This is a genomic window from Alicyclobacillus acidiphilus NBRC 100859 (assembly GCF_001544355.1).
GTDB lineage: Bacteria > Bacillota > Bacilli > Alicyclobacillales > Alicyclobacillaceae > Alicyclobacillus > Alicyclobacillus acidiphilus.
Genome location: NZ_BCQI01000001.1, coordinates 157,536 through 183,090, shown reverse-complemented (window position 1 = coordinate 183,090; position 25,555 = coordinate 157,536). Strand labels below are relative to the sequence as shown.

The 25,555-nt window shown below is 56.8% G+C and carries 26 protein-coding genes and 1 riboswitch; of the genes, 24 read left to right on the top strand and 2 right to left on the bottom strand.

Annotated elements, in window-relative coordinates; translation table 11 throughout:
* Nucleotides 1–25 precede the first annotated feature (25 nt).
* Entirely contained in the window at nucleotides 26–1,498 is a 1,473-nt protein-coding gene (locus AAC01S_RS00860) for a YifB family Mg chelatase-like AAA ATPase (protein ID WP_067617268.1), read from the bottom strand.
* 142 nt (nucleotides 1,499–1,640) lie between these two features.
* Between AAC01S_RS00860 and AAC01S_RS00855 the strand changes: the two genes are divergently transcribed.
* From AAC01S_RS00855 to AAC01S_RS00830, 6 genes are all read left to right on the top strand, one after another.
* Nucleotides 1,641–2,024: a hypothetical protein gene (locus AAC01S_RS00855; protein ID WP_067617265.1), complete on the top strand. Its 384-nt coding sequence runs from the start codon at nucleotides 1,641–1,643 to the stop codon at nucleotides 2,022–2,024.
* A 188-nt stretch (nucleotides 2,025–2,212) separates the two neighbouring features.
* Nucleotides 2,213–3,367, top strand: coding sequence for an ADP-forming succinate--CoA ligase subunit beta (gene sucC, locus AAC01S_RS00850; RefSeq protein WP_067617262.1), 1,155 nt, complete (start codon nucleotides 2,213–2,215; stop codon nucleotides 3,365–3,367).
* A 15-nt stretch (nucleotides 3,368–3,382) separates the two neighbouring features.
* Nucleotides 3,383–4,285, top strand: a complete 903-nt coding sequence (gene sucD, locus AAC01S_RS00845; RefSeq protein WP_067617251.1) for a succinate--CoA ligase subunit alpha — start codon at nucleotides 3,383–3,385, stop codon at nucleotides 4,283–4,285.
* 144 nt (nucleotides 4,286–4,429) lie between these two features.
* Nucleotides 4,430–5,560, top strand: coding sequence for a DNA-processing protein DprA (gene dprA / locus AAC01S_RS00840; RefSeq protein WP_067617248.1), 1,131 nt, complete (start codon nucleotides 4,430–4,432; stop codon nucleotides 5,558–5,560).
* Between the two features lie 41 nt (nucleotides 5,561–5,601).
* Nucleotides 5,602–6,495 carry a L,D-transpeptidase family protein gene (locus AAC01S_RS00835; protein WP_245629992.1) on the top strand — a complete coding sequence of 298 codons (894 nt, stop codon included), beginning with the start codon at nucleotides 5,602–5,604 and terminating at the stop codon, nucleotides 6,493–6,495.
* 61 nt (nucleotides 6,496–6,556) lie between these two features.
* A riboswitch (cyclic di-AMP (ydaO/yuaA leader) is annotated at nucleotides 6,557–6,697 on the top strand.
* 115 nt (nucleotides 6,698–6,812) lie between these two features.
* Complete coding sequence (locus AAC01S_RS00830) at nucleotides 6,813–7,535, top strand: LysM peptidoglycan-binding domain-containing protein (protein ID WP_245629991.1); 723 nt, start codon at nucleotides 6,813–6,815, stop codon at nucleotides 7,533–7,535.
* Nucleotides 7,536–7,650: 115 nt separating this feature from the next.
* Here AAC01S_RS00830 and AAC01S_RS00825 read toward each other — a convergent pair whose 3' ends face one another.
* Complete coding sequence (locus AAC01S_RS00825) at nucleotides 7,651–8,532, bottom strand: MYG1 family protein (RefSeq protein WP_067617243.1); 882 nt, start codon at nucleotides 8,530–8,532, stop codon at nucleotides 7,651–7,653.
* A gap of 216 nt (nucleotides 8,533–8,748) precedes the next feature.
* On the opposite strand from AAC01S_RS00825, the gene topA reads away from it, so the two are divergent.
* From topA to AAC01S_RS00735, 18 genes are all read left to right on the top strand, one after another.
* On the top strand, nucleotides 8,749–10,857 hold the full coding sequence (gene topA, locus AAC01S_RS00820; RefSeq protein ID WP_067617240.1) for a type I DNA topoisomerase: 2,109 nt from the start codon (nucleotides 8,749–8,751) through the stop codon (nucleotides 10,855–10,857).
* 70 nt (nucleotides 10,858–10,927) lie between these two features.
* A complete protein-coding gene (gene trmFO, locus AAC01S_RS00815) occupies nucleotides 10,928–12,247 on the top strand; it encodes an FADH(2)-oxidizing methylenetetrahydrofolate--tRNA-(uracil(54)-C(5))-methyltransferase TrmFO (protein WP_067617237.1) in 1,320 nt (439 codons plus the stop codon).
* A 1-nt stretch (nucleotide 12,248) separates the two neighbouring features.
* On the top strand, nucleotides 12,249–13,136 hold the full coding sequence (locus AAC01S_RS00810) for a tyrosine-type recombinase/integrase (protein WP_067617235.1): 888 nt from the start codon (nucleotides 12,249–12,251) through the stop codon (nucleotides 13,134–13,136).
* Nucleotides 13,137–13,149: 13 nt separating this feature from the next.
* Complete coding sequence (gene hslV / locus AAC01S_RS00805) at nucleotides 13,150–13,692, top strand: ATP-dependent protease subunit HslV (RefSeq protein WP_067617232.1); 543 nt, start codon at nucleotides 13,150–13,152, stop codon at nucleotides 13,690–13,692.
* Nucleotides 13,693–13,704: 12 nt separating this feature from the next.
* Complete coding sequence (gene hslU / locus AAC01S_RS00800; RefSeq protein ID WP_067617230.1) at nucleotides 13,705–15,099, top strand: ATP-dependent protease ATPase subunit HslU; 1,395 nt, start codon at nucleotides 13,705–13,707, stop codon at nucleotides 15,097–15,099.
* Between the two features lie 219 nt (nucleotides 15,100–15,318).
* Nucleotides 15,319–15,723, top strand: coding sequence for a flagellar basal body rod protein FlgB (gene flgB, locus AAC01S_RS00795; RefSeq protein WP_067617365.1), 405 nt, complete (start codon nucleotides 15,319–15,321; stop codon nucleotides 15,721–15,723).
* 5 nt (nucleotides 15,724–15,728) lie between these two features.
* Complete coding sequence (flgC, locus tag AAC01S_RS00790; protein ID WP_067617227.1) at nucleotides 15,729–16,178, top strand: flagellar basal body rod protein FlgC; 450 nt, start codon at nucleotides 15,729–15,731, stop codon at nucleotides 16,176–16,178.
* A 14-nt stretch (nucleotides 16,179–16,192) separates the two neighbouring features.
* Complete coding sequence (fliE, locus tag AAC01S_RS00785) at nucleotides 16,193–16,501, top strand: flagellar hook-basal body complex protein FliE (RefSeq protein WP_067617224.1); 309 nt, start codon at nucleotides 16,193–16,195, stop codon at nucleotides 16,499–16,501.
* Between the two features lie 30 nt (nucleotides 16,502–16,531).
* Complete coding sequence (gene fliF / locus AAC01S_RS00780; RefSeq protein WP_281178094.1) at nucleotides 16,532–18,067, top strand: flagellar basal-body MS-ring/collar protein FliF; 1,536 nt, start codon at nucleotides 16,532–16,534, stop codon at nucleotides 18,065–18,067.
* A 30-nt stretch (nucleotides 18,068–18,097) separates the two neighbouring features.
* Nucleotides 18,098–19,111 carry a flagellar motor switch protein FliG gene (gene fliG / locus AAC01S_RS00775; protein WP_067617218.1) on the top strand — a complete coding sequence of 338 codons (1,014 nt, stop codon included), beginning with the start codon at nucleotides 18,098–18,100 and terminating at the stop codon, nucleotides 19,109–19,111.
* Between the two features lies 1 nt (nucleotide 19,112).
* Nucleotides 19,113–19,916 carry a FliH/SctL family protein gene (locus AAC01S_RS00770; protein WP_067617215.1) on the top strand — a complete coding sequence of 268 codons (804 nt, stop codon included), beginning with the start codon at nucleotides 19,113–19,115 and terminating at the stop codon, nucleotides 19,914–19,916.
* Nucleotides 19,900–21,213, top strand: a complete 1,314-nt coding sequence (locus AAC01S_RS00765) for a FliI/YscN family ATPase (protein WP_281178093.1) — start codon at nucleotides 19,900–19,902, stop codon at nucleotides 21,211–21,213. The genes AAC01S_RS00770 and AAC01S_RS00765 overlap by 17 nt, the downstream gene beginning before the upstream one ends.
* Nucleotides 21,210–21,647, top strand: a complete 438-nt coding sequence (locus AAC01S_RS00760) for a flagellar FliJ family protein (protein WP_067617209.1) — start codon at nucleotides 21,210–21,212, stop codon at nucleotides 21,645–21,647. The genes AAC01S_RS00765 and AAC01S_RS00760 overlap by 4 nt, the downstream gene beginning before the upstream one ends.
* A complete protein-coding gene (locus tag AAC01S_RS00755) occupies nucleotides 21,644–22,312 on the top strand; it encodes a MotE family protein (protein ID WP_067617206.1) in 669 nt (222 codons plus the stop codon). Before AAC01S_RS00760 ends, AAC01S_RS00755 begins: the two co-directional genes overlap by 4 nt.
* 73 nt (nucleotides 22,313–22,385) lie before the next feature.
* Nucleotides 22,386–23,642, top strand: coding sequence for a flagellar hook-length control protein FliK (locus AAC01S_RS00750; RefSeq protein WP_067617203.1), 1,257 nt, complete (start codon nucleotides 22,386–22,388; stop codon nucleotides 23,640–23,642).
* Nucleotides 23,643–23,663: 21 nt separating this feature from the next.
* Nucleotides 23,664–24,137 carry a flagellar hook capping FlgD N-terminal domain-containing protein gene (locus AAC01S_RS00745; protein WP_067617200.1) on the top strand — a complete coding sequence of 158 codons (474 nt, stop codon included), beginning with the start codon at nucleotides 23,664–23,666 and terminating at the stop codon, nucleotides 24,135–24,137.
* A 5-nt stretch (nucleotides 24,138–24,142) separates the two neighbouring features.
* Complete coding sequence (locus AAC01S_RS00740) at nucleotides 24,143–24,571, top strand: hypothetical protein (RefSeq protein ID WP_245629999.1); 429 nt, start codon at nucleotides 24,143–24,145, stop codon at nucleotides 24,569–24,571.
* Between the two features lie 23 nt (nucleotides 24,572–24,594).
* Nucleotides 24,595–25,488, top strand: a complete 894-nt coding sequence (locus AAC01S_RS00735; protein WP_067617197.1) for a flagellar hook-basal body complex protein — start codon at nucleotides 24,595–24,597, stop codon at nucleotides 25,486–25,488.
* Nucleotides 25,489–25,555 lie beyond the last annotated feature (67 nt).

Here is a 25,555-nt window from a genome sequence, read left to right as displayed (position 1 = left end):
CGGCCGTCGGCCCGTTTTCTGCGGGTCACGTGGCAGCCCGTCGAAATTGCAGACTTTCCTCAATGTCCCGAGCCCGCACGACATCTCGTCCATCGAGCGCCGCAATGGTGGCCGCAACGGCTGTCAGTTGCTGTTCGGCGCGATCCGACGCAACGACTCGCCTCCTCAACATCGCGATCCGCCGGGATGCCTCGGCGTCCATTCGCTGTGTGGGTGTCGTCCCCTCCTTCGAAGCGTCGCGCAAGACATCTCGGGCCGTTGCGACGCGGCTTTGCAAACGCTGTTCGGACCACTCGCCGTCGGCCGCGGCGGTGTGCGTCGCGGTGTCGTGGTTCATGTAGAACACGATGTCTATCCGGTCCAGAACGGGTCCGGATAGACGTCCCCAGTACCGCCGGACGTCGCTGTCCAGGCAGCGACATTCGCCATAGCCTCGCAATCCACATGGACAAGGGTTGGCCGTGGCGCAAAGGAGAAAGCGAGCGGGAAGCGAAGCGACCCTCCCCGCCCGCGCGATGTGCACGGTATGTTGGGACATGGGTTCTCGGAGCGCGTTCAACGTCGGTCGGGAGAACTCGAACAGCTCGTCCAGCAGCAGCACCCCGTGGTGTGCCAGAGTGACCTCTCCCGGGCGCGGCGGCACGCCTCCGCCGACGAGGCCTGCCGGTGTCAGTGTGTGATGGGGTGTCCGGCACGGCGGACGGAGCGTATAGGTGGTATGGTCGCCGTGCGCCTGTTCATGCCAAGCGTACGATTCGAGCGCCGCGGCGTCGTCCAAATCCGGAAGTAGATGCACGAGATTGGCTGCCAGCGTGGTCTTGCCGATGCCAGGCGGGCCAATCAAGAAAAGTGGATGGTTTCCGGCGGCGCTGATCGAGAGCAGTCGCTTTTCCATCGTGCGGCCCGCGATGGCATCGAGCGGGATGGCCGCCGAACCGTCGTCTCGCGCCGCCTGTGGTCCGCTCCACACCGCTTGGCATGCTGGGGGCGTGCCCCGTTTCAGCATCTCAATCACGCCGTTCAGCGAGACATGCGGATACATGTCGATCTCCTTGGACAGGGAGGAAGGCAGCATCTGTCCCGCTGGACAATGGATCCGCCTTACGCCGTCCTGAGCAAGACGAAGGATGAGGCTGACGATGGATTCCACCGAAGAGAGCGCGCCTGACAACTCCAATTCGCCAAGGTATGCTTCGTTTTGCGATCCTTCCGCCAGCGTGCCCTGAGCGCGAAGAATGGCGACGGCCATGGCGAGGTCGAGCCCCGATCCACGTTTGCGAACGTGCGCAGGCGTTAGGTTGATGGTGATTCGACCCTTGGGAAAAGGCAATTGGCTGTTGTGAAACGCGGAACGAATTCGAAGCTTTGCCTCGGTGATAGCCGAGTCCGGAAGTCCGACGATGGAAAACTTCGGGAAACCAGGCGCGATGTCCGCCTCCACCTTGACGATTTCCGCACTGACCCCGTTGTGAATCGCTGAAATCGATGTACCCAACACGCCGCATCATCCTTTCCTGCAATGGCCGAACCGTTTGTTGATCGACTACAGCTAGATATAGCAATAACGGCTCAGGTGCGCCATAATGTAAAGGAGACTTTGATTCGTTCGGTACGAGTTGCGATGTCACGGAGGGATTCCATTGGAAAATCCACGCCGACGCTCGTCGAAGCAAGATTCTCGAAGTGGACAAATCATCGATTTGCGCGCGTATCAGCGACGCCGAAATCGCAAGACGGATCGACAAGGTCCCGCCCGCTTCCATTTCCGCGATCCTGTTTGGCTGCGCGTCATTTGCTACGTTTTGGCAGCGCTTACGGTGGTTCTCGCGGTATGGGGCATGTTGCCTGGCGCAGCGGGTCCGCGACTGCTCGCAGGCGCACTGTTCAGCGGGACCATTGGGCTCGTCGCGGGCTTGGTTGCCTACGTGCTGCACCATCGATCCGCCGTAAAACTGCTCCTCACACTGGCCTGTACGTTTGTGTTTGCGTACATTTGCTCAATTGTGCACGGGATTGTGTATTGAGCACTCCTCCCTTCGTGGCTGCAGCGTGGATCCGGCATGGACATTCCTTAAAGTGAGAATTCTGAACTTTCCTTCCAAGTTGTCAAATCCCATCTGAAGTTCTATTCTGGTAGAGGGAATCGGCGAACGGCGCAAACGTTCGTCAAGTTTTTTTGTGGTATTGACGGGATCAAAGGAGGACGTGGCACGTGAACATCCATGAGTATCAGGCAAAGGCCGTTTTGGCTCAGTTTGGCGTGCAAGTTCCACAAGGAAAAGTGGCTTTCACGGTTGAAGAAGCAGTGGAAGCAGCCAAGGAACTTGGCGGCAAGGCCGTAGTCAAAGCGCAGATTCACGCTGGCGGACGGGGAAAAGCGGGAGGCGTCAAGCTCGCAAAGTCCCTTGAAGAGGTTGAACAACATGCACGGGAGCTGTTGGGAAAGACGCTCGTCACACACCAGACCGGTCCGGAAGGTAAAGTGGTGAAGCGTCTTTTGATTGAGCAACTGACCGATATTCAAAAAGAGTACTACATAGGCCTCGTGCTGGATCGCTCGCAAGGCCGTGTCGTCATGATGGCGTCCCAAGAGGGCGGCGTCGAGATCGAAGAAGTCGCCGCGAAGCATCCTGAGAAGATCTTCCGCGAGACCATCGATCCGGCGACGGGCCTCAACGCGTTCCAGGCGAGCAATCTCGCGTTCAAGCTGGAATTGCCGCCAACTGCGGTTCGCAAGGCTGTGCAATTCATGATGGCGCTCTATCAAGCGTATATCGCGAAGGATTGCTCCATCGCGGAAATCAATCCGCTCGTTCTCACCGGCGACGGCGACATCTTGGCGCTTGACGCGAAGTTGAACTTCGATGACAACGCGCTATACCGCCACAAGGATATCGTTGCTCTTCGTGATCCGGACGAAGAGGATCCGAAGGAGATCGAGGCGTCCAAGTTCGACCTGACGTATATCGCGCTCGACGGCAACATCGGATGCATGGTCAATGGCGCCGGACTTGCGATGGCGACCATGGACACCATCAAGTACTACGGCGGCGCGCCGGCGAACTTCCTCGACGTGGGCGGCGGCGCCAGCGAAGAGAAAGTGACGGCTGCTTTCAAAATCATTCTCTCTGATCCAAACGTCAAAGGCATCTTGGTCAACATTTTCGGCGGCATCATGAAGTGCGACGTGATCGCAAACGGTGTCATCGCCGCGGCGAAACAGGTCGGCTTGGACAAGCCGCTGGTCGTCCGTTTGGAAGGTACCAACGTGGAGCAGGGAAAAGAGATACTGAACGGCTCTGGCCTCGAGATCGTCGCAGCGGATTCGCTCGCGGACGCGGCGCAGAAGATCGTTGGGCTTGTGTGAGGAGGGAAATCTAGCATGAGTATCTTGGTAAATAAAGACACGAGAGTCATTACGCAAGGCATCACCGGCTCGGCGGGTTTGTTCCATACCCAGCAAGCCTTGGCATACGGCACGAAAGTGGTTGGCGGCACCACGCCTGGAAAAGGCGGTACGACGGTCGAGGGTCTGCCGGTATTCAACACGGTCGAGCAGGCTGTCCGCGAGACCGGGGCCAACGCGTCGGTTATCTACGTTCCGCCCGCTTTTGCGGCTGACGCCATCATGGAAGCTGTTGCGGCTGAACTCGATCTCGTGATTTGTATCACGGAAGGCATTCCCGTCCTCGACATGGTCAAGGTGAAACGATTCATGGAGGGCCGTCACACGCGTCTGATTGGGCCGAACTGTCCTGGTGTGATCACGCCGGGCGAATGCAAAATCGGCATCATGCCTGGCTACATCCACATGCCTGGCAAGGTCGGCGTCGTTTCGCGTTCAGGCACGTTGACCTACGAGGCAGTGTATCAGTTGACGGTCCGCGGAATTGGACAATCGACGGCTGTGGGTATTGGTGGCGATCCCGTCAACGGAACCAACTTTGTCGACGTCCTCAAGATGTTCAACGACGATCCGAATACAGAGGCCGTCATCATGATTGGTGAAATTGGCGGTACTGCGGAAGAAGAGGCCGCGGAGTGGATCAAGGCCAACATGAAGAAGCCGGTCGTGGGCTTTATCGCAGGTGCCACGGCGCCTCCGGGACGTCGTATGGGCCATGCGGGAGCCATCGTTTCGGGTGGAGCCGGTACTGCCGAATCAAAGATCAAGACGATGGAAGCTTGCGGAATCCGCGTTGCGCCGACACCGTCGGAGATGGGTGCGACGTTGTACAGCGTGATCGAAGAACGCGGTCTGCTGGAAGTTTGCAAGTCCAAATAAATTTTTGTGGCTTTCGCGGCCGCGTGAAGCCGTCTGGGATAACGTCCCGGACGGCTTTTTGTCGTTCGCGTCATCGACAGATGTCCGAAGGCGAGAGAGAATGCACGTAAATCCTTCTCGAAGCCGGGAGAGAGGCGGTGTACCGTGGACGAACGTCAATTGAGCTTGTTCTGGGCGATGTGTCCGCATTTGGAGCCGAGCACGCTGCGGTCGCTCGTGCGTTCATTCGGGTCGATCACGGCGTTACACAGCGCTGACAGCGGCGACTGGGCCGCGGCAAGCCACAGCCGCAGCAAAACGGTGCAACGGATGGCCGCTTGGCGAGCCGGCTGCTCGAAGCACGTCGATGGTTTGGAAGAGAGTCTACGGTCGAGGGGCATCTCCGTGATTGTCTTGGGCGACGCGGCGTATCCTGAACAGTTGCTCGATTTGCACGATCCGCCGCTGGTGCTGTTCGCCCGTGGAGACACGTCCACGCTTCGGCGCCCGATGCGTGTCGCGATGGTGGGCACCCGCCGGGCATCCAGCTATGGTTTGGAGGCGACTCGGTGGATTGCGGGGACGGTTGCGGCATGCGGGGGCGTTGTCGTATCCGGGATGGCGCTTGGTATCGACGGTGCCGGCCACCGAGCTGCGCTTGACGCGCACGGATCGACCATCGCAGTGTTGGGCTGTGGGCTCGATATTTGCTATCCGCCAGGTCATGCCTCACTGTATCGGGAGATCGCGGATTCTGGGCTGGCTCTCAGCGAATACAGCCCTGCGATGCAGGTCGCAAAGCACCATTTTCCGGAACGGAACCGTCTCATCGCCGCACTCGCAGACGTGACGGTCGTGGTTCAGGCCGGGGAAAAGAGCGGGGCGTTGGGCACCGTGGAACGCGCCCTCGAACTCGGACGCGACGTGTATGCCGTTCCGGGGCCGATCACGTCGAAAATGTTCCGCGGTTCCAATCAGCTCTTGTTCGACGGAGCCATTCCACTTGTCGATCCGGAGCAAATGATGGCCATTCAATTTGAAGGAAGCCGCTGCTCCGACCCTGTGTCTCGTTCGAATCGGTTTGTTCCAGAACATCTGCAGATGCTGTATGCCGCAGTCGATGAGGATGAGCCAAGAAGAGCTGGAGAAATCGCGATCGCGCTGTCCCTGGAGCCATCGTACGTGTTTGCAGGGCTCTTGGAACTGGAGGTGGCCGGTTTGATTCGCCGACTCGCCGACGGACGGTACCTGCCGGCAGAGGTTTCCTTTCCGCATTCGCCGACTCTTGGAGTATAACACCCGTTTCGTTCGCATCCTACGAACGGGAGGGATCGTTCATGCGCCAAACGAAGTCCGTTCGCCGACATCGGATGCTTTTGTTGTTCGCAGTGTGCACATTTGCGGCTGGTTTGTCCGTGTCAACCGCAATGGCTGCGGTTCAGTCACCATCCCAGAGTCAAACACCGGCCCGGGAGACGCCGTCCTCGATTGCGCGGCCCAGGGTGGTCACCATAGGGGATGAAACCGCAAGCGTGCTCTATTTACATGAAGTACTGTCGGAATTGGGCTATTTGCCTCTTGAATTCGTTCCGACCACGCCCGTCGAAGCCATGTATGATCTGTCGCCGGACTCGCCCGCCATCGGTCTGTTTCGGTGGCGTTATCCAAACGTGCCGGACAGTCTGCGGCAGTTGTGGAACCCGTCAACCTACAACGTGTTGACGAAAGGCGCAGTGATGACGTTCCAACTCGAGCATGGGTTGCCCGTCGACGGATTTGCGGGTCCGGCCGTTTTTCGGGCGTTACAATTGTCTTTCGAGTTGCAGCTTCACGCAAGACATCCGTACCGTTATGTCTATGTCGATCAATCGATACCCCAAACCGTCCACGTGTGGCAGGACGGACGATGGGTGTTTCGAGCCATTTGCTCCACCGGAATTCAGGCTGCGGCCACACACACTGGCACTCATGTCATCTACCTTCGTACCCGCAGTCAGACCATGGACGGAATCAGTCCAAGCGGTCGGCGATATCGCGTCGACCACGTTCCATATGTGAGCTTCTTTTATAGAGGAGAAGCTTTGCACGGCCTGGTTCGTCCTCGTTACGGATTTCCGCAGAGCGTAGGGTGTGTGGAGATGTCTGTGGCCGATGCCAAACGTCTATGGGAACTGACGGACTATGGAACGCTCGTCACGATATCTGCACCGGAGCGAACGCAACGACCTTGAACACAGATGTCAATTTTTTTGCCTTTCCCTCTCGCAAAAGGATTTGATATACTTTCTCAAGTCAAATACTGTGCCGAATCGCCACGGATCGTGGCGTACGGGGGATTCTTGGTCAACTGACCTTGGGGTGAATCGCTGTGAGCGGCGGGTGTCTCGTCATCCGAACCCGACAACTAACCTCGGAGGCAAAACGAGAGGATTTGAAGCTTTTGTGGCGTGTACGATCAACACTATCTATCTCAGCTATGGTTCTTACAGGTTGTCTTGCAGTATCCACGGCTTTTGCCAGCACTGTCACCGTGTCCAAAGGACAGACGATGTGGACCATCGCCAAACAGGAGGGTGTGTCGGTTCAAGCGCTTGAATCGGCAAATCCCAATGTCGATCCGACCAAGCTGCAGCCCGGAACGAAACTTCAATTGCCGCAAACCAGTGGTTCCTCAACAAGCCCCTCGACCTACGTGGTTCGGCCAGGCGATACGCTGTTCAATATCGCGAAACGGTATGGAATGTCCGTTTCTCGTCTGGAGTCCCTGAACCCAACCGTGCAACCGAAAAATCTTCTGGTGGGAACGACTCTTCGGATTAAGGCATCTAGCCAAGCCACCGCTCCGGTGAAGGCCGTGTCTGTTTCATCTGGTACTGCGAAGGTCCCTGCATCGGCAGACACTTCGTCGAACTTGTATTGGATGGAGCACGTCATCCACGCGGAGGCTGGCAGCGAACCTTTAAAAGCTCAGATTGCCGTGGGCGACGTCATTCTTCATCGGCTGAAAGCCGGTTCATACGGGAAGACGGTGAAGGATGTCGTATTCCAAGTCATCGACGGACATTATCAATTTACCTGTGTGGAGAATGGTTACATTTATACCAATCCGACAGCGTTGAACGACGAGGCTGCCATGGACGTGTTGAGCCGTGGGGAGGATGTTGTCCCCGGCGCCTTGGTGTTTTACAATCCGGCGAAGACTCCGAGCGTCAGTTGGGTACGCTCTCAGCCATCCATAACTTCGATTGGCGATTTCGTATTTGCCCGGTAGTTGTGCATTTCCACGGGCATGGGATCCAAAGGCGCAACAGGCAAAAGGGCTGCCCGGTTCTAGGCAGTCCTTTTGCCGTCGGCCATAGGATCTGAAGCGGAAGCCAAGGAGCCGCTTAATTCTCCACTGGTTCCTGGATCGCCTGTTCGGCAAGCTGCAAAATGCCTTGAAGGCTGCCGGCTCCGGCGATAAACCTGGCGGGGTGGCAGAATATGCCGTCAGGCGTTCCTGATGCCGCTGCGAATTCGGGCCCATCCAACCCGGCCCAACGAGCAGGAAGAGGCTTTCGCGCCACAAACGTGCCTGGATTCTTTGGCACGACCTGCAGCCGATATTGCCCGGTCTTATCCGGAAAAACCACATACAGAACCTGTTGGGAGGTATCGATCTCCAGCAGTGTCTCCGTCCACGGACAGAATCGTTCCAATACGAGCAGTTCAGGGCGGGGGCGGCGTTCGAACGCGCTTTTCACAACATCGATGGCTTCCAGCCTGCTCCACTCGCTGCGTATGTAATTTTGCAGGATCTCGGACGCGAAGCGAACGGCTCGCTCGAATGCCTCATTCTCGTCGCCGTCGGAGTTCCACGGCGGATTGAACGTGCCAATAACTTCGGAAATTCCTTTGATTCGCGCATCGCGTTCCAGGTCCACTCCGTTGTCGATCGCGTCGATCGCCTGAATTACCTTTTCGTCGATGAGATCGCGCAGGGTGATGCCGGTCGCCTCGTCCGCGCCCATGGCGGTGATGACCGAGACGCCGAAGTCTCGCCAGACGAGCCCGGCTGACGCGAACGGAATGCCGTTGGTTCTGTACTGTTTGTCGGTCGTATGATGGTCGTACGGAGATCGATTGACGTCCACCACGATATCGCACGTGGATAATGTTTCGGGATCGCGGGACCGGACGATGGACGCATCCGGCTCCAACTGGCGTAAGATGGCTACCGCGAGGACTTCGTCTGCGTGGAATTTGCCGTGATGTGTACCGATAATCATCTTTTTACCGCCCTTCGCTGTGCATGATGCTCACCAAGTCATCAACAGGATTCCATTATAATAGAAGAAACTCGACACAATACACTATGGATCGGCGAACCAAATTACGTCAGTATAGAACTGCGGTCAGTTTGCATTGAAATTTACTCCGATGATAATATGGGTGGAACAAATTGCCCGCATCGCCTAGTGTTACGACGAACAGGGGGAGACGTTTTGGCGGACTACTTAGTTATCGTCGAGTCGCCTGCAAAGGCGAAGACGATAGGGAAATATCTTGGAAGCCGATATATGGTGAAAGCTTCCATGGGACATGTTCGCGACTTGCCGAAGTCACAACTCGGCGTGGACGTCGACCATGGATTTGAACCGAAATATATTACGATTCGCGGCAAGGGCGATGTCATCAAGACATTGCGCAACGCCAGCAAAAAAGCCAAGAAAGTCTATCTTGCGGCCGACCCTGATCGCGAAGGGGAAGCTATCGCATGGCATCTCCAGCATATTCTCGAACTCAATCCGGACGACGATTGCCGCGTCGTGTTTCACGAAATTACCAAGGATGCGGTGAAGCAAGCTTTTAAGTCGCCGAGAAAGATCGATATGGATTTGGTGAATGCGCAACAGACGCGGCGGATTCTGGATCGATTGGTCGGATACCGTTTGAGCCCATTGCTGTGGCGCAAGGTCAAGAAAGGGTTGTCCGCAGGCCGGGTACAATCGGTGGCAGTGCGGCTGATTGTGGATCGGGAAAACGAGATCAGACGCTTTCAGCCTGAAGAATACTGGACCGTCCAGGTGACATCGCCCGTTGACGGAAAGAAACTGACATCCAGTTTTTATGGATACAATCGCGAACGCACGCCGCTGCCGAACGAAGAAGCGGTCAAGTCGTTGCTGCAGCGGATCGAGAACAAACCGTTGACGGTGCGGTCCGTGAAAAAGTCGGAACGCAGACGCAACCCTGCGGCCCCGTTCACAACCAGCAGTTTGCAGCAGGAGGCGGCCCGCAAACTGGGGTTTCGCGCATTCAAGACGATGTCCGTCGCACAGCAGTTATACGAGGGCCTCGATATTCCTGGGGAAGGCTCCGTGGGTCTTATCACATATATGCGTACCGACTCGACGCGCATCGCGGCGACCGCTCAGGATGAGGCAAGGCAATGGATAGCGGGGTCGTTTGGTCCGTCGTTTGTACCGGAAAAACCGCGTCAGTACAGCAAAAACGAGGATGCGCAGGACGCTCACGAAGGCATTCGGCCGACGTCGGTATTACGACATCCTGAACAGTTGAAAGAACATTTGTCGAGGGACCAATATCGTCTGTACAAATTGATATGGGAGCGTTTCGTCGCGAGCCAAATGGCGTCGGCCATCCTCGATACGACGACGGTCGATTCCGAGATCGATGGAGCGTGGTTCCGAGCGACGGGATCCGTTGTTCGCTTCCCTGGGTTCATGGCCGTCTACATCGAAGGGAACGACGATGCGGACGATGACGACAACGGCAAATTGCTGCCGCCGGTCAATGAAGGCGACGTGTACGAGGTGTCGAAGATCGATCCCGAGCAGCACTTCACACAGCCGCCTCCGCGCTATTCGGAATCGAGTTTGGTCAAAGCCATGGAAGAGTTGGGCATTGGACGCCCCAGTACGTATGCGCCAACCATCGACACGATTATCAAACGCGGCTATGTCCTGTTGGAGCAGAAGCGCTTTATTCCGACCGAACTTGGCGAAATCGTCGTCAATTTGTTGAAGGAGAATTTTGATCAACTGATTGACGTGGACTTTACCGCAAACATGGAAGACGAGTTGGATTCGGTCGAAGAAGGCAAGGCTGACTGGATCAAGTTGTTGGACGATTTCTATCGCCAATTTGAACAGAACTTGGAACAGGCCGAAGCGTCGCTCGAACATGTCGAGATCAAAGACGAAGTGTCTGATGTGCCGTGCGATAAGTGCGGTCGCATGATGGTCTACAAAAATGGGCGATACGGAAAGTTTTTGGCGTGTCCGGGATTTCCGGAATGTCGCAATACGAAGCCCATTGTCAAGGAAGTTGGAGTGAATTGTCCGAAGTGCGGCAAGGTTCTTCTCGAACGACGTGGGAAGCGGCGGAAAGTGTTCTTCGGTTGCAGCGGCTATCCAGAATGCGACTATGTGCTGTGGCAAAGGCCGACGGGGCAATTGTGTCCGACTTGTCAGCATCCGATGGTGGAAAAGACATCCAAGGGCAAAATCACCGTCGTGTGCAGCAACGAGAAGGCGCATCCGCACGCGGCGCCGTTGGCGGAGTCGTCTGAATCCCGGAAGTCGTCCTAACTCGTCGGGATTGTAGAGCATGGTGAACCGGATTGCAGAGTGCGTCTTTCAATCGAGGAGGTTTGAGCCTATGAGCCATCAACATGTGACTGTCGTTGGTGCAGGTCTGGCGGGAGCGGAAGCGGCGTGGCAAGCGGCGCGGCGCGGGGCGCGCGTGACGCTGTATGAAATGCGGCCTGTGCGCCAGACTCCGGCACACCACACGGAACAGTTTGCCGAACTCGTGTGTACGAATTCGTTTCGAGCGGCCAGCATCACGAACGCGGTTGGACTGCTGAAAGAAGAGATGCGACGCTTGGACTCGGTCATCATGAAAGCGGCGGATGAACACAGCGTTCCAGCCGGGGGAGCGCTTGCCGTCGATCGCGAACGATTCTCGGCCCGGGTCACCGAATTGGTTTCGAGCCATCCCAATATCGAGGTGCGTCGAGAAGAAGTCACTGCCATACCGGACGAAGGGATTGTCATTTTGGCGACGGGGCCGTTGACTTCGGCGTCGCTTTCGGAGAGCATCCGCTCGTTCATTGGCGGTGATTATCTCTATTTCTTCGACGCGGCGGCGCCGATCATCACGAAAGAATCCGTGAATATGGACAAGGTCTTTCTCCAGTCCAGGTACGACAAGGGAGAAGCGGCGTACTTGAATTGCCCAATGACGGAGGAAGAATTCAACGCGTTCTACGACGCGTTGATATCGGCGGAGACGGCTGAACTGAAAGATTTCGAAGAGGAGCGATATTTTGAAGGCTGCATGCCCATCGAAGTGATGGCGGCGCGAGGACGCCAGACCTTGCTGTTTGGTCCAATGAAGCCGGTTGGTCTTCGCGATCCGAGAACTGGGCAGCGCCCGTATGCCGTCGTGCAACTGCGCCAGGACAATGGCGCGGCCACGCTGTTTAACATGGTTGGATTTCAAACGCATCTCAAGTGGGGCGAGCAGAAGCGAGTGTTTCAGATGATTCCGGGCTTGGAAGAGGCTGAAATTGTTCGCTACGGTGTGATGCATCGCAACACGTACGTCAACAGTCCGCAAATTTTGCAGCCTACGTACCAGACCAAGCAGCGCGAGAATCTGTTTTTCGCAGGGCAAATCACGGGTGTCGAGGGATACGTGGAGTCGGCGGCCTCGGGACTGTTGGCTGGCATCAACGCCGCCTTGGTCGCGTTCGGCAGAGAACCAATCGTTCTGCCAAACACCACGGCGATTGGAAGCCTGGCTCATTACATTACACATACTTCGCCTGACAACTTCCAGCCGATGAATGCAACATTTGGGTTGTTCCCGTCGTTGCCTGAGCGTATAAAAGATAAGAGGCAGCGCAATCAGGCGTACGCCGATAGAGCACTCGCCGATCTCGCAGCCCATATCTCTGCTCACGAGGTGAACTGATATGCATCTGCGAGCGTGCGTGGAACAGTTTTTGGCGCATTCAGAAGCAAAGTGGAGTCCGCGCACGAAATTGGCGTACGCTCAGGATCTTCACCTTCTGGTCGATTTTCTGGAATCGGTTGGCATACGAACGCCTGAAGAGGTTACGCTTCGCGAATTGCGTGCCTTCCTCGCTTCTCAAATGAGCCATGGTCAAGCGAAATCGAGTGTCGCACGCAGGCTGTCCTGCATTCGCACCTTTTTCGATTACTTGCAGCAAGAAGAGCAGATTCCACAAAATGCGGCGCGGTTGCTGTCTTCTCCAAAACGCGACAAAACCATTCCGAGGCACTATTACCAAGAAGAGATGGACCAGTTGTTGAGCCGCATTTCGGGGAACGATTTCGCGTCCCTGCGAGATCGAGCCCTGCTTGAGTTCATCTATGCCACTGGGGTGCGCGTATCCGAGTGCGTATCGCTCGATATCGGCGACGTTTCTCTGGAAGAAGGCTATGCGCTTGTGCGGGGGAAGGGTGGAAAAGAACGCTACGTGCTTCTGGGGCGACAGGCGCAGGACGCGTTGGAGCGGTATCTCTTGGCGCGCCGCAAGCGAGCGTCGACGGAGGCCCTGTTTATCAATCAGAAGGGGGGCCGTCTGACGGATCGCAGTGTCCGGCGCCTTCTGGAGCGACGAATCGCAGAGGTGCCAGGTCTTCGTTCCCTGCACGTGCACGGCTTGAGGCACACGTTTGCCACCCATTTGCTTGACGGGGGCGCGGATTTGCGGTCGGTGCAGGAACTGTTGGGCCACGCGAGCCTCTCGTCGACACAGATCTACACGCACACGACGAAGGACCGCTTGGCGAAAGTATACCAAAAGGCGCATCCGAGATCGGAACGGAAATCGTGAAAGGTGTGATAGCATGGACAATTCGATGCATGCGACGACGATATTCGCCATATTGAAGGACGGCAAAGGCGCCATGGCCGGCGACGGACAAGTGACCTTGGGGAACAGCATGATCATGAAGCAAGGGGCCAAGAAGGTCAGGAGGCTCTATCGCAATCAGGTCGTCGCTGGGTTTGCCGGGTCTGTGGCGGACGCGTTTACGCTGTTCGAGAAATTTGAAAAGCGGCTGGAGGAATTTCAGGGCAATCTGCAGCGCGCCGCTGTGGAACTCGCCAAGGAATGGCGCTCCGACAAGGTGCTTCAGAAATTGGAAGCCATGTTGCTCGTCATGAATACAGAGGACTTGCTCATTGTTTCCGGCGGCGGCGAAGTGATTCAGCCAGACGACGGCATCTGTGCGATTGGGTCAGGCGGCGCTTTCGCGTTGGCAGCCGGCCGAGCATTGGCGCGAAATACGGATCTTGAAGTCTCACAAGTCGCCAGACAGGCATTGGAGATCGCGTCGGAGATCTGCGTGTTTACCAATGATCACATCATCGTCGAATCAGTTGGATAAGGAGGTCGTGCAATGAGTTTGCAACGAGAACTGACGCCGCGGCAGATTGTCGAACACCTGGATCGATATATCGTTGGACAGCGCCAAGCGAAGCGGGCCGTGGCAGTCGCCTTGCGCAATCGTGCTCGCCGTGCGCAATTGAGCCCTGAGCTCCAAGCGGAAGTGACACCGAAAAATATTTTGATGATTGGGCCCACAGGCGTGGGCAAGACCGAGATCGCGAGGCGTCTCAGCAAACTGGTGGGGGCGCCGTTCATCAAGGTGGAAGCTACGAAATTCACGGAGGTCGGCTACGTCGGGCGCGATGTGGAGGCCATGGTTCGAGATCTCGTAGAGACCGCCGTCCGAATGGTGAAGTCTGAGTATGCTGAGAAAGTCAAGGACGACGCGGAACGCCGCGCGAACGACCGAATTGTGGAGGCGCTTGTCCCGGATCCCAGCGCGCGAAAGAGCATGAAAAATCCGTTCGAAATGTTGTTTGGCGGTGCTGCGCATCAAGAGCGGGAAGCCGAGCCGAGTTCGGAAAGCATTCGATCCGAACGCGCCCGAATGAAACGTCAGCTCGAGATGGGGGAACTTGAGGATCGATATATCGAGATCGACGTCGAGGAGCAAGCGGGGGCCTTGCCGATCGGTTTTGTGCCAGGCATGGGTGCCGAAGGCCTCGGCAATTTGCAGGAAGCTTTGGGCAACTTGTTGCCGAAGAACACGAAGAAGCGCAAGATGACCGTTCGCGAAGCGCGCAGAATCCTCACCCAGGAGGAAGCTCAGCGCTTGATTGACATGGATGCCGTTACGGCGGAAGCGATTTATCGAGCGGAAAATCACGGGATCATTTTTATCGATGAGATGGACAAAATCGCGGGGAAAGAGCAGCGCGGCGCCGACGTCTCGCGCGAGGGCGTGCAGCGGGACATCCTTCCGATCGTCGAGGGCTCCACGGTGACGACCAAGTACGGCGCGGTGAAGACGGATTACATGCTGTTCATTGGAGCCGGGGCGTTTCATATGGCGAAGCCGTCCGATTTGATTCCTGAACTCCAGGGGCGTTTTCCGATTCGTGTCGAATTGGAGGCCTTGACGAAGGAAGATTTTGTTCGGATCCTGCGTGAACCCGAGCACTCGCTGTTGAAACAGTACACGGCGTTGTTGGAAACTGAGGGAGTTCACGTGGAATTTACGGACGAGGCGATTGATCGCATCGCGGAGATGTCACAACAGGTAAACCAAGACACGGAGAACATCGGCGCTCGTCGACTGCACACGCTGGTCGAGAAAGTCTTGGAGGATCTGTCATTCGAAGCGCCTGATGTCACGCTTGAGTCGATCCAGATCACGAAACAGTACGTCGATGAGAAGTTGGGCAATATTGTCGTAAATCGGGACATGAGCCAATTCATTCTATAATTTGCGATCGACGCGACGTGGATAAATCTTCCGTCTATTACGTATATTGGTGGTATAGGCGAGATTTGGAGACAAATCTCGCCTTTTTTGCGTCGAGATCGTGAACGCGAGACGAAATCCCCGCTGGAAAGATATTCGGTCGGAAGGAATATGCCATGCACCGCCGAATTTGTTGGTTGTCGTCGAAATGACTCAAATTCTGCGAACGGGGATGTCAGCTTGGATACGTTACAACTTCTCCAGTCGTCCATTAACGCTGCGACATTGCGCCAGAGCGTTTACGCCAACAATATCGCGAACGCCGAGACGCCCGGTTATAAGAGGCAGGATGTCGCATTTGAAACATACCTTCAGAGCGCGCTTGAGAATGGTTCTTCCGCGCAGATGGGGGAGAAGCACATTCCACTGCCGGGCACGTCGACGAACACTTCCATCGCGACGCTCCCAAACATTCAGCCAGTGGTGTATACGGATACCTCGACAGCGGTCGACAACAACGGCAACAATGTGGACCTCACAAACGAAATGACGGATTTGGCGGAGAACCAAGTTCGGTATGACACCCTGGTCCAAGATGTGAGCGAACGATTGTCGCGGGTCCAGACAGCGATTATGGGGAGTTGATGTGAATGAATGATTGGTCAAGCATGAACATCAGCGCCAGCGGTCTGGCGGCCAACCAATTGTGGATGAACGTCATTGCGAACAATATCGCGAATGCGAATACGACGCGAACGCCGCAGGGAGGCCCTTACCGCTCCGAGATCGTCAACTTTCAGGCTGTTGGCGGTACGCCGAGTTTTCAGTCGGTCTACGGACAGGCGTTGACGTCTCCTAACGATGGGGGCGTCGAAGATGGAGGCGTTGAAGTTTCGTCGATCACGGAGGACACCAGTCCACTTCAGTCGGTCTACGATCCTTCCAGTCCCGACGCAGTAAACGGATATGTTCAAGAACCCAATGTCGATATCGCTACCCAGATGGTCGATTTGGTCTCTGCGTCTCGGGCTTATCAAGCAAATGTCACCGCGTTCGACGCGGCAAAAGAGATGGCAACGACGGCTCTGAGTATTAAGTAGCAGGGGTGTGTGACATGGCAAATCCAATATCTCCAATCAGCGCGAGTGTCGTAATGCAGCCGGCGACGGCGGGGACCTCAGGAACAGCCAAACCTACTTCAGGAAAGAGCTTTGCGGACTTTTTGGGAGATGAGTTGAACCAGGTGAATTCGCTCAGCCAGAATGCGGATCAACTTGCTCAGACTTACGCGATGGGCGGAAATGTGTCCACCGCGCAACTGATGATCGCTGAATCTCAAGCCAGCATCGCCGTCGATATGCTTTCGCAAGTAGGGACGCGAGTCCAACAGGCCTATTCTACGATGATGAACATGCAGGTCTGATGTGACTCCTGCGATTGAGTTTGAGTAAGGGTGAGCGTATTGAACCAAACCCTCCGTGCAATGTGGACAAGGGTTGTCGAGCGATGGACCGCTATGTCTGCCGCCATGCGACGCAACATCATCATCATTTCCGTTGCCGTTGTGGCCGTTTTGTCGATGATCATATTTGTCGCGACGCGTCCGCACTATGTCACCATCATGAGCGGACTGGACGATAAATCGCTCGGACAAGTTCAGCAACAACTTGAAACGTTGAACATTCCGCAGGAGATCCAAGGTTCTTCGGTGCTGGTTCCGGCTCGAGACGCCGATGAAGCGAGGATCCAGTTGTCGATGGCAGGTCTCCCGCAGTCGGGATACATTGGATATTCCAGCGTGAGTTCTTCCATCGGGATGACGGAAGACCAATTCAACATTCAGGTTCTGGACGCGTTGCAGCAAAGCTTGAATTCGACGATATCGTCCATCGATGGCGTCGAGTCCGCGCAAGTGCATATCGTCATGCCTCAGCAACAACTGTTTGTGACGCAACCTGTCACCGACGCAAAGGCTTCGGTATTTGTCCAGTTGGGCAACGGCGTCCAGTTGTCGGCGGCGCAAGTGGCGGGTATTCAGCAATTGGTTGCTCATTCTGTACAAGGGCTTACCGTCGGCAATGTCACGGTGGTTGATCAATACGGCGATACATTGTCGAGCGATGTGCCCAATGCCGATCAGGGAAGTTCGAGCGCTTCGACTGAGATTCAAATGCGCGAAAAGCTCGAAAATGATATGACGCAAAAGCTTGTTTCGGGGCTTCAGCAAATCGTTGGAGCGCAGAACGCGGTGGTCGTCGTGCATGCGAATGTGACGTTCAATCAGACAAAGATTCAATCGCACACGCTGATCAACGCGCCGGGATCGACCAACGGCTTCGTAACCAGTTCGGAGGTCGACAAGAGCCAGACCACCAATGGCACGTCCACGAACAGCGGGGCGGCAGGCCAGGCTGGCAGCAATCCTAACAGCACCACGTCGTACGCATCCGGCGGCGCGAGTGGACCGTCCAATTCCAACTCGACCGATACGACGACCAACTATGACTTTAGTTACCAGAATCAGCAGACGACTGCTGATCCGATGCAAGTGCTTGGCTATTCGGTAGGCGTGCTGTTGAACAGCAATGACAAAAGTATTACGCCGGCGGTTCAGAAACAGATTCAATCATTCGTTTCCTCGGTGATTGGATCCAGTCAATCTCAGGGAAAAAACCAAGTGTCCGTCTCATCCGTTCCGTTCAGTCAAACGTCGTCGGTGAGCGTGACGCCGTCGAAACCGCATTATTCCCTGTATGGTTTGGGGTTGCTCGCTCTTCTGCTGATTGGCGGAGGCGTGTACATGGTAGGACGGAGACGCGCGAAGAACGCAGAACCGGAGATTGTCGCCAGGATTCAGGACACGTATGAGAACGAGTTGGAAGAACTTCCGTTGACGGAAGAGGAGATCTTGCGGAACCAACTGGTTGGGCTCGCGACACAGCGTCCTGATGATTTCGCGAGCCTGCTGAAGACCTGGCTCTCTGAATGACGACCGAACTCGGAGGAGGCGGTGAAGAGCGTGCAACGTCCATCACAATCTTTGTCAGGCAAACAGAAGGCGGCTGTGCTTCTCATCGCACTCGGCCAGGAAGTCGCCGCGAACGTCTTGAAACGTTTGTCTCAGGAAGAAGTCGAAAAATTAACGTTTGAAATTGCCAATGTGAGCAAAGTGGATATGGAGAAACGCGAAACCATCCTTGAAGAGTTTCGCGATCTCGCCATGGCTCGCGACTATATTCAAACCGGTGGTATCGAGTATGCCCGCGAAGTCCTGGAAAAGGCTTTGGGCGCTGCGACTGCGCAAGACATCCTTGCGAGGCTGACATCGTCGCTCCAAGTTCGCCCTTTTCACTTCGCACGCAAAGCAGACCCGACTCAAGTTCTTGGTTTTATTCAAGACGAGCACCCCCAAACGGTGGCCTTGGTTCTCTCCTACTTGGAACCTGCGCAAGCCGCAATGATCATGTCTGAACTCACCCCGGAGATGCAGGCGGATGTCGCTCGGCGCATTGCCACCATGAAGGGGACATCGCCTGACGTGATTGCGGAAGTGGAAGATATCCTCGAATCCAAACTGTCGACGATGACCGCTGTCGACAGTACGCAGGCTGGCGGTATCGAAGCGATTGTGAATATTTTGAACGGCGTCGACCGAACGACCGAGAAGTCGATTTTGGAACAATTGGCTGCCAAGGACCCGGAACTGGTCGACGAGATCAAGAAGCGCATGTTCGTGTTCGAGGACATCATCTTCTTGGACAGTCGCGCCATCCAGCGTGTCATCCGAGAAGTCGACGCCCGCGATCTGCAGTTGGCGTTGAAGGTGTCGCGGGAAGACGTCAAAGAGATATTGTTCAACAACATGTCGAAGCGCATGGCTGAGCAGTTTGCGGAGGATATGGAGTATATGGGGCCGGTACGCCTGCGCGACGTCGAGGATGCGCAGCAGCGCATCGTCGGGATCATACGGCATCTCGAGGACCTGGGCGAAATTGTCGTCTCGCGCGGCGGAGGTGACGACATCATTGTCTAAAGTGCTGAAACGAGTTGCTGCGACATGGCCGCCGCCGGACACATTGCCGATACCGGTTCCCGCCGTCGACGATCATTACCGTGCCAGTGCCGAACAGGCGAGCGGCGATGTCGATCACGCCGTGAAGGCCGATATGGAAGCGGAGTTGCTCCGATTGTCGCATGAATTGGCAGAAGCCGCGCGGCAGCGGGATGAGTTGGTTTCCTCGGCCCAGCAGGAGGCCGAGCGGATTTTGGAATCTGCTCGGACGGAAGCTGAACAGGTGAAGGCCGCGGCAAGGCAATCCGGATATGCCGAAGGTTTGCGAACGGGACGGGAAGAGGCCAAGGTCGAACTGGCGATTTGGAAACGCGAGGAAACGGCGCGTTTGGCCGCCATTTGCGAGGATATCGAGCGACAGCGCGAAGGCCAGCTGCGGCAAGCGGAGGACGCGCTTCGGCGATTTGCCGTGGCTGCGGTTGAACGGCTTCTCCACCGAGAACTGACCGCCGCTCCAGCCGAGGTGGGGGCCATCGTTTCCGAGGTTCTGGCCGAGTTGATCGGCAGCACGTCTGTGCAGGTTCGCGTACACCCTGATGACTACGCCGCCGCCCGGCAGTCGCACCCGCGATGGCTGGCGGAACGACACGGCGAGTACGAGATCACCGTCGTTCCCGACGCGAATCTGGCCGTGGGAGACTGCGTCATCGTGGGTGACGCAGCTCGCGTGGACGCTCGAATTGCGACGAGATTGGCCGAACTGCAACGGTCGTTGGATGATTTTTCGCGGCAATGGGAGGATGGTTCCCGTGGCGAGTCTTCTTGACAGCGCAATAGGTCAGTTGCCAAATTGGAAACTCGTGCGGTGCTACGGGAAGGTGACGAAAGTGGTCGGGATGACGATTGAGTCGCTTGGGCCGCGGGCCGCCCTGGGGGATCTGTGTGTGGTGCACGGCGCGACGTCCCGGTGCGAGGCTGAGGTTGTCGGTTTCCGGGATGATCGGCTGCTGCTTGTGCCGCTTGGCGAGATGGCGGATATTGCGCCGGGCGCAATGGTGCAAGCGCGGGATGAACGGCTTACCGTCGCCTGCTCGAACGCGATGCTTGGCAGAATTCTCGATGGACTCGGCCGGCCGATGGACGGTCGCGGGCCGGTCCGGGCAGAAGTTCGTCGGCACGTCGGCGGCAGGCCGCTCGATCCGCTGCGCCGCCGTCGCGTGGAGACGGTGTTGTCGACGGGCGTTCGCGCGATCGATTCTTTGTTGACCGTCGGCAACGGTCAGCGGATCGGCATCTTCGCGGGAAGCGGCGTGGGCAAGAGTACACTGCTGTCGATGATTGCGCGCGGCACCTCGGCTGATGTGAATGTCATCGCGCTCGTCGGTGAGCGAGGTCGCGAGGTGCGGGAATTTATCGAGCGGGACCTGGGCGAGGAAGGGCTGGCGCGAAGCGTCGTGGTTGTGGCGACTTCGGATCAACCTGCCTTGATTCGCACGAAAGCCGCGTTTGTCGCAACGGCGATCGCCGAGTATTTCAGCGAACAGGGGATGCATGTCAACTTCATGATGGACTCGGTCACCCGTTTTGCCATGGCGCAGCGCGAAGTGGGTTTGTCGGCTGGCGAACCGCCGACGTCGCGAGGATACACACCGTCTGTGTTCGCATTGCTGCCGAAGTTGCTCGAGCGCACTGGGCCGGGGGAATTTGGTTCCATCACCGCGTTTTACACAGTTCTGGTCGATGGCGATGACATGAACGATCCGTTGGCTGACACGGTGCGCGGCATCCTGGACGGGCACATTGTTTTGTCGCGAAGACTCGCCAATGCAGGACATTTTCCTGCCATTGACGTATTGAGCAGTATATCTCGACTGTTTTCGACAGTGGCGTCGAAGGAGCACCAGACGGCGGCGGCCATTGTCCGCAATTGGTTGAGCAAATATCAAGATATCGAAGACCTTCTGCGAATCGGCGCATATCGGAAAGGAACCGATATCGACGCCGACGAGGCGATTGAACGAATCCCGCATGTGCACGAACTGCTTCGGCAGGAGACGGATCAATTGTCGACGATGCAGGAGACGCTCGGCGCGTTATCGACGCTCGCAGGGGTGACCATATGAACCGCTTTCTTCAATTTGCGGATCGCTATCACAAAATCAAGCAAGATTTGACTGGTATTGAAGAGATCGAATATGGCCGGGCGCTCCAGGAGGAGTCGAGCATTCGTCAGTTGTGGATGGATTTGGAGGCCGAGAAGAGCCGTGCCCGCAAAGCCCAAAGCGCGGTTGTGCGCCGTGAGGATTGGGAGGCCTACGAGGCGTATCGCCGAGGTCTTGAGATGAGGCAGTCCCACATCGAACGGCAATGGACAGAAGCGAAGATGACCTTGGAGCACCAACAGGAAAAACTGCGCATGGCCTTTGTCGATGAGAAGACTTGGGACAAAATTGTCGAGCGCACGTTCGCTGAAGTCTCAGCGGCACAAGCGCGTCAAGACCAGGCGAAAGCGGATGAGGATGCGATGCTCAGGTTCGGAAAGGCGGATTCACGATGAATGCACGTCAGGCCAAGACAGCCGCCAGTGTGAGCCGCGTTGAGACAAAGGAGGAAAAATCGGGCTTTTTGCGAAGGCTGGCGTGGATCGTTCTCGTCGGCGTGATACCGGTTCTCGTTGCGATTCTCGTGATTGGCGGCGCCTTGCAATACGTTGGCGTTCCTGTGTGGCAGACGGCCATGAGCCTGTTGGGACACTCGACGAACGCCTCTAAGAATGGGCCAATGGTGCAGTTACAAGGTACCATCGCCAGCCAAAAAGCGACTATCCAATCGTTGAATCGAACATTGAGTGCGGATTTGACCGAACTGCAACAGCAACGACAACAGGTCGCTTCGTTGCAGAGCGAGATCGCGACGTTGCGGCAGAAGCTGAGCGTGGTCTCGTCGGATGCCAAGCAGGGGGCGGCCGAAGCGAAGGTGTTGGCGCAGATGGATCCGCAAGCTGCGGCGGCTGTCTTGGACAAGATGTCCCTCGCGAAGGCAGGTTGGGTCGTCGAGGAAATGTCCACATCCGTGGCGGGGCCGATTCTGCAGGAGCTGTCGCCTGCACTCGCGAGTCAAATTTTGCAACAGGCGGCGACGGACCAGCAAGCGAGTCCAACCAGTTCGGCGACGTCCAATGCGGCCGCCAATACGTCCAACGCGTTGACGTCGGCGCCGTAGGCAAAGCGCGAACCGGACTCACGAATCGAAACGGTTGCACCCAGACGGTCAACCTTTGAAAGGAGGTGATACGATGACAATCTCGCAGGTGACAGCGAGCGCCGAGGCTGATTCAGGTTCGGTTGCCAACGGCAAGGCGAAGCGTTCTTTTGACGGATCGAACGTGGTGTTCAGCGACGTCTTTGCCGCGATGTTTGGATCGATTGCAGGCACGCCGCTGCCAGGCTCAGGCAATCTCGGTCAGGCGGACGGTAAGGCGGCGGGTGAGGCCAAGCTCAAAGCCGCATCTGTGTCGCGAAGCCCGACGTCGAAATCTGCGTCAGTGCCTGTGAAAGGTCCGGTTCCTCTCCGCGTCGATGTCCCGATCCGTGGTGTTGCGGCGCAGGGATCGAGTAAGGCAGGCGGACGGGAACCCGCAAAGTCCGGTGGGAGCGGGGCGGCTGGCGAGCAGGCGAAATCTGCGCAGGTGACGAGTTTGACCGCGATCGACGAAGCGACGAAATCGACCGATTCCGCCTTGGTGAAGATCGACGCGACGACCGTGGTGCAATCGACGGCGCAGCAGTCTGTGCAACCAGCGAGCGATTTTGGTAGGGCCAGTGACCGGGCGGCTGACGCGCTGTCCAGTGAGAATGCGTCGGCGACAGCGACGCCTGCCAATCGCCATCTGTCCGACACGGGGCAAGCGCAGCAGATGCCTGCCAGCCAGGAACCTGCGAACTCGGCGCATGTTGTGACGGCGGTTGCGGGTGATGAGTCCGCTCCGCAGACGAGTCAGGCGAAGCGCCAGGAACCTGCGATCACGGCAGCTGCAGTGATGACCCAGGCAGCCACGGCATCGCATGGCACGCAACCGGTCAATACGCAGACGGCGACCCATGCGAATGCGAGCGTCGACATTCGCGATCCGGACGCGCTTTCGCAATTCGGCAAGGTGCTTTCGTCGAGCTTGAACGAGGGTAAGACGCAGTTTCATGTCCAAATTGTCCCGCAGGGTTTGGGGCAGCTCGACGTGACAGTCACAAAGGACGCGGATGGGCTGCAGATCCAGGTGGCGGCGGCGCAGCCAGCGACGTTTGCCTGGTTGAACCAGGAATGGTCGAATTTGCAACAATCGCTCCAGTCCGCCGGCGTACAGCTGGCAGGTATGAAGCTGTCGTTTGGTCAAGGAGAAGGGAATAGTGACAAGGAGCGTCAGGGGCGGCAGCCGCAGCGCAATGCCGTGGCCGGATTGGGTTCGACCGATGGTGTGGGTCAAGCGCGGAATTCTGTGCAATTGGCGAGTTTGCGATACAGCGAACAATCGAACGGAATCAGCGTGTCCATTTAGCATCCGAAGGAGGTGAAACGCATGACAGCTTCGGTGAGTTCAACAACGGGCAGCACGAACGCCATCAACTCGCCTAACGCGACACAGGGACAGTCGCAGACCGGCCCGGACACTGGCGGGACGGTCAATCCGAATGGTCAATTGACTCAGGACTCGTTTATGCAGTTGCTTGTCGCTCAGTTGCAAAACCAGGATCCGATGCAGCCGCAGGATACCTCGGAGATGGTCGCGCAATTGGCGCAGTTCAGCTCGCTCGAGCAAATGACGAACCTGTCCCAGACCGATTCACAAGTGTTGTCCGCGGTTCAGTCGCTGGCGACGTTGACCAGTATGGCGTTTGCCCATCAATTGATTGGTACGACGGTGTCGGTGGACGATGGTTCGGGCAATTCGGTCAGCGGCCAGGTGTCGGCCATCACGATGAACAACGGCTCGGCCGAGATCGTGATCGATGGGACGAGCTATCCGCTGTCGCAGGTGGTGCAGATGTCTTGAACAACGTGAATTGGGAATCGACACGTTCTCTGACGCCGAGCCCGACGCGATCGTCCACCGCCGCGCAGCCAAAAACACAGCCGGGCGCGTCTTTCCGCGACGTCTTGAGCGCGGCCGCGAAGTCCGCGACGAACGGCTGGAACGTCAGTCAGCATGCCCAACAGCGTCTGTCACAGCGCGGGATTCAACTGTCTGCCAGTGATCTCGACGCGATGGAGCGGGCAGCCAAGCAGGCTGAGCAAAAGGGAGCCACGAACGCCTATATGGTCCTCGGGCCCTCGGGGTTTGTCGTCAATCTGCCGTCGCGCACCGTGGTGACCGCGATGGAAAACGCAAGCAATCCAATCGTCACACAAATCGACAGTGTCGTGTTTGTAAACAGGCTGGACCCTAATACGGGAGGCTTTTCTATCGGTGATCGACCGATCCGATAGCACGACACAAAAGGAGAATGAGCATGTTACGCTCGATGAATTCCGCCATTTCAGGCATGCAGGCGTTTCAGACCGATTTGGACGTGGTTGGCAATAATATCGCCAACGTGAACACCATCGGCTTCAAGTCGCAAAGCGTGAATTTCAGCGACATTATGAGTCAGACATTGGCTGGGGGCAATGCGGGATCGACCACGGTTGGCGGCACGAACCCGGAACAGGTTGGCCTCGGCGTTCAAGTCGCGGACACCGAGATGGATACCTCGCAGGGCCCGGATGAAACCACGGGCAACGCGACCGACGTGGCCATTCAAGGTACTGGCTATTTTGTCATTCAGAATGCAGCCGGAACCGAGAAATATCTGACCAGAGCGGGCGATTTTTCGGTGGACAGCGCAGGCAACTTGGTTCTGCCCGACGGCAATTTGGCGATGGGGTATTACGCGACAACATCGGGCACCAGTTCCGGCAACCTCGAGCCCATCAATCTCCAGTCTTTTGTGAACGCGGCTACGACAGGCTCTTACTCGACTCCGGCGACGCCGTACAACATCGGCAATGTCACGATTGGCGACGATGGAAGCATCAACGTGACGTATGGGAATGGTTCCACTTCGACGACCAAAACCGTTGGCTATCTTGCCTTGGCGAGCGTGCCGAACCCGGCAGGTCTCAACAAGGTGGGCGACAATCTGTTCAGCTATCAGAGTGTCGCTGCAGGCACGCCGACGGTGTCGACACCAGGCACGGGCGTGATGGGCACGTTGGCGTCAGGCGAACTTGAGCAATCCAACGTCGACCTGTCGCAGCAGTTCGCCGAAATGATTGTTGCGCAGAACGCGTATGTCGCCAACACACACATGATTGGCACGGACAACACGATCCTGCAAGCGCTCGTGAACATGAAGAATTCGTAACGCGATCACACTCGCGGCGCAGTTCCACAACGGCGCACGGCTTGGCGATGCTGGGCCGCGCGCCGAG

Coding starts and splice junctions, on each gene's coding strand:
- sucD (WP_067617251.1), top strand. CDS start 3,383: ATGAGTATCTTGGTAAATAAAGACACGAGAGTCATTACGCAAGGCATC.
- AAC01S_RS00835 (WP_245629992.1), top strand. CDS start 5,602: ATGCGCCAAACGAAGTCCGTTCGCCGACATCGGATGCTTTTGTTGTTC.
- AAC01S_RS00830 (WP_245629991.1), top strand. CDS start 6,813: ATGTGGACCATCGCCAAACAGGAGGGTGTGTCGGTTCAAGCGCTTGAA.
- AAC01S_RS00825 (WP_067617243.1), bottom strand. CDS start 8,532: ATGATTATCGGTACACATCACGGCAAATTCCACGCAGACGAAGTCCTC.
- trmFO (WP_067617237.1), top strand. CDS start 10,928: ATGAGCCATCAACATGTGACTGTCGTTGGTGCAGGTCTGGCGGGAGCG.
- AAC01S_RS00810 (WP_067617235.1), top strand. CDS start 12,249: ATGCATCTGCGAGCGTGCGTGGAACAGTTTTTGGCGCATTCAGAAGCA.
- hslV (WP_067617232.1), top strand. CDS start 13,150: ATGGACAATTCGATGCATGCGACGACGATATTCGCCATATTGAAGGAC.
- hslU (WP_067617230.1), top strand. CDS start 13,705: ATGAGTTTGCAACGAGAACTGACGCCGCGGCAGATTGTCGAACACCTG.
- flgC (WP_067617227.1), top strand. CDS start 15,729: ATGAATGATTGGTCAAGCATGAACATCAGCGCCAGCGGTCTGGCGGCC.
- fliE (WP_067617224.1), top strand. CDS start 16,193: ATGGCAAATCCAATATCTCCAATCAGCGCGAGTGTCGTAATGCAGCCG.
- AAC01S_RS00760 (WP_067617209.1), top strand. CDS start 21,210: ATGAACCGCTTTCTTCAATTTGCGGATCGCTATCACAAAATCAAGCAA.
- AAC01S_RS00755 (WP_067617206.1), top strand. CDS start 21,644: ATGAATGCACGTCAGGCCAAGACAGCCGCCAGTGTGAGCCGCGTTGAG.
- AAC01S_RS00750 (WP_067617203.1), top strand. CDS start 22,386: ATGACAATCTCGCAGGTGACAGCGAGCGCCGAGGCTGATTCAGGTTCG.
- AAC01S_RS00745 (WP_067617200.1), top strand. CDS start 23,664: ATGACAGCTTCGGTGAGTTCAACAACGGGCAGCACGAACGCCATCAAC.
- AAC01S_RS00735 (WP_067617197.1), top strand. CDS start 24,595: ATGTTACGCTCGATGAATTCCGCCATTTCAGGCATGCAGGCGTTTCAG.